The organism is Bradyrhizobium sp. (assembly GCF_035701725.1).
Taxonomy (GTDB): Bacteria; Pseudomonadota; Alphaproteobacteria; order Rhizobiales; family Xanthobacteraceae; genus Bradyrhizobium.
The window spans coordinates 1-3,058 of record NZ_DASSRP010000188.1; the positions used below are offsets into that span (position 1 = coordinate 1).

At 63.5% G+C, this 3,058-nt stretch carries 4 protein-coding genes; 3 read left to right on the top strand and 1 reads right to left on the bottom strand.

Annotation, left to right across the window (positions count from 1 at the left end; genetic code table 11):
- A partial coding sequence (locus VFL62_RS11010) for an ATP-binding cassette domain-containing protein (protein ID WP_325172407.1) occupies nucleotides 1–221 on the bottom strand: 221 nt, incomplete at its 3' end.
- A gap of 121 nt (nucleotides 222–342) precedes the next feature.
- Between VFL62_RS11010 and VFL62_RS11015 the strand changes: the two genes are divergently transcribed.
- The 3 genes from VFL62_RS11015 (at nucleotide 343) to VFL62_RS11025 (ending at nucleotide 2,912) form a co-directional block, all read left to right on the top strand.
- The gene (locus VFL62_RS11015; protein WP_325172404.1) at nucleotides 343–1,176 is read left to right on the top strand and encodes an ABC transporter ATP-binding protein; all 834 of its coding nucleotides are present in this window, start codon (nucleotides 343–345) and stop codon (nucleotides 1,174–1,176) included.
- Between the two features lie 318 nt (nucleotides 1,177–1,494).
- Nucleotides 1,495–2,058, top strand: a complete 564-nt coding sequence (locus VFL62_RS11020; RefSeq protein ID WP_325172405.1) for a YbhB/YbcL family Raf kinase inhibitor-like protein — start codon at nucleotides 1,495–1,497, stop codon at nucleotides 2,056–2,058.
- 65 nt (nucleotides 2,059–2,123) lie between these two features.
- Nucleotides 2,124–2,912 (top strand): ABC transporter permease, encoded by a 789-nt coding sequence (locus VFL62_RS11025; protein ID WP_325172406.1) that lies wholly within the window; start codon nucleotides 2,124–2,126, stop codon nucleotides 2,910–2,912.
- Nucleotides 2,913–3,058: the final 146 nt, after the last annotated feature.

Consider the following 3,058-nt stretch of genomic DNA (forward strand, 5'->3'; position numbering starts at 1 on the left):
CCGACCGGATCGACCTCGCGGATGTCCTCGCCGTCGATGGTGATGTGGCCGGCGTCGGCCTCGATCAGGCGGTTGGCGAGCCGCAGCAGCGTGGTCTTGCCCGAGCCGGAAGAGCCGACGATGGCGAGGAATTCGCTGTCACCCACTTCAAGCGAGACGTCGTCGACCGCCGTCACGCGGCCGTCATCGAAACTCTTTGCCACGTGGTCGAACACGATCAGGGCGGCAACCTCCGTTTGTGGGGCTCGGCTCCCAGCCCCAATTACCACGTCACGGCCTCGCGTTGAACTTGTCGTTCGAAGGCGCTAAGGCTTTCCCAAAAGCCAAGCAAGGACATCCGGGGTGGAAGAACCAAGTCCAATCAACAAGACGTCCACGGCGGTCTCGCTGCAGGACGCCACCGTCGCCTTTCGCCTCGCCGAGGGCCGCGTCTATACCGCGGTCGAGAAGGCCAATCTCAACGTCGCGCCGGGCGAGTTCGTCGCCATTGTCGGGCCGACCGGATGCGGCAAATCGACTTTGCTGAACATTGCGGCGGGGCTTTTGGCCCCGGCCGGAGGCGGCGTGCGGATCTTCGATACGCCGCTGTCGGGGCTGAACCGGCAGGCCGGCTATCTGTTTCAGGCCGACGCGCTGTTTCCCTGGAAAACCGCGATCGACAACGTTGCGATCGCGCTCGAGATCGACGGCACCCCGCGCCGCGAGGCGCTGGAGCGGGCGCAAGGCTTTCTCGGCCAGGTTGGCCTCGGCGCGTTTTCCCACCGCTACCCGCACATGCTTTCCGGCGGTCAGCGCAAGCGCGTCGGTCTGGCGCAGGTGCTGATCCGTGACCCGAAAATCCTCTTGATGGACGAGCCGTTCGGGCCGCTCGATGCCCAGACCCGCCAGATCATGGGCAACCTGTTGCTCGATCTCTGGAGCGCCGACCGCAAGGCGGTGCTGTTTGTGACCCATGATCTGGAGGAGGCGATCTCGCTTGCCGACCGCGTGGTGATCATGTCGGCCGGTCCTTCCGCGCGCATCATCGGCGACTGGCGCGTGAGCTTGTCGCGCCCGCGCGACATCACCGAAGTGAAGCTGACCAAGGCCTTCCACGACCTGCACCGGGAGATCTGGGACGCGCTGAAGGACGAGGTGCTGAAGGGCTATGCGCAATCGAGCAAGGCGGGCGGTTGAAGCGATCTTGCCCCGGCTCCGCCACGTCATTGCGAGGAGCCCGCGACAAAATCGCAGGGCAATTTTGCGCTCGAGCGACGAAGCAATCCAGGCTTTGTCGTCTCTGGATTGCTTCGCTATCGCTCGCAATGACGGTGCCCAGACAGCATTCACAGCTTCGTCACGAGGGCTCGCAGTGGAACAAGTCGGCTTGATCTGGCCGGGCTCGCAGCTACACTCCGCGCGCCAAAACCGGCGGGCCCATCCCAAGGCACGCAATTCACGGCATGCGATCATGGGCAAACAGGGCTGATCAGGCCAACAATAAAGGGAGAAGTCATGTTCCTACGTGGTTCGATTCTGGCCGGCGCCGCGGCGCTGGTGGTCATGGGCGCCGTTCCGGCGCAAGCGGACGGCGTGTTTACGCTGACCTCGCCGAGCTTCAAGGACGGTGAGCGGCTGGCGGTGAAGAACGCCGGCAACAACAAGTCCAATCCGAATTGCGTCGGCGAGAACGTCTCGCCCGCGCTGAACTGGTCGAATCCGCCGGCCGGCACCAAGAGCTTTGCGATCTTCATGTTCGATCCGGAGGGCCGTCCGCCCGGCGGCGTCAGCCATTGGGTCGCCTATGGCATTCCGGCCTCGGTCACCGGCTTTGCCGAAGGCGAGGTGTCCAAGACCAGCGACAAATATGTCGGCGGCACCAGCCTGATGAAGCTGCCGCACTATTTCGGTCCCTGCACGCCGCCCGGCCCGATCCATCACTACACGCTGACGCTGATGGCGACCGATCTCGAGCCGACCGCGCTTGCGGCGGGTCTCGATCGCGCCGAGGCGATGAAGGCGCTGGAAGGCCACGTGTTGCAGGCCACCGGCCTGATCGGCACATTTTCGAAGCCGTGAGGTCTTTCCCGTCATGCCCGGCCTTGTGCCGGGTATGACGAGCAATTGTTTGTCGGATTTACTCGATGCCCCGCGTGACGCTTCTCTCCCTGCAGGTACTGGTGGCCGTGGTTGCCATCGCGCTCTGGCAGTTCTTCGCCACCGTGCCGATCCTCGGCCACATGGTGCTGCCGCCGTTCTTCTTCTCGACGCCGCTCGCGGTCGGCGGCCAGATCGTCGACTGGTTCGTCTCCGGCGTGATCTGGAAGCATCTGGCGATCACGCTGTGGGAATCGATCCTGGCCTTCGCGATCGGGTCCTTCCTGGGGGTTGCGATCGGGTTCTGGTTTGCGCGCAAGCCGCTGGTCGCGGCGATCTTCGATCCTTACGTCAAGATGGCCAACGCGCTGCCGCGCGTGGTGCTGGCGCCGATCTTCGCGCTGTGGCTTGGGCTTGGCATCTGGTCGAAGGTGGCGCTCGGCGTTACGCTGGTGTTCTTCATCGTGTTCTTCAACGTCTATCAGGGCGTCAAGGAAGTCTCGACCACCGTGCGCGACAACGCGCGCATGATCGGCATGAACGAGGGACAGTTGATGCGCCACGTCTATTGGCCCTCGGCGCTGTCATGGATGTTTTCATCGCTGCACACTTCCGTCGGCTTTGCCGTCGTCGGCGCAGTGGTCGGCGAATATCTGGGCTCGGCCGCCGGGCTCGGTTACCTGATCCAGCAGGCCGAAGGCGTGTTCGATGTCGCCGGCGTCTTCGCCGGCATGTTCGTGCTTTCGGCCTTTGTGATCCTGATCGACATCTTCGTCAGCCTGGTCGAGCGGCGGCTTCTGGTCTGGCGCCCCAATGTCGGCGAGGTGAGAGGGTAGGTCTCTCAACAAGTGACAATGGTCGTCATTACGGGGCGGTCGCATTTATCTGTCGCCCCTGCGAAAGCAGGGGCCCATAACCACCGTCGGTCGTTTTGTTGCGATCGTCGGACAGCGTCGTCAAAGGGGATGGATCACGCGGTATG

Coding starts and splice junctions, on each gene's coding strand:
- VFL62_RS11020 (WP_325172405.1), top strand. CDS start 1,495: ATGTTCCTACGTGGTTCGATTCTGGCCGGCGCCGCGGCGCTGGTGGTC.
- VFL62_RS11025 (WP_325172406.1), top strand. CDS start 2,124: ATGCCCCGCGTGACGCTTCTCTCCCTGCAGGTACTGGTGGCCGTGGTT.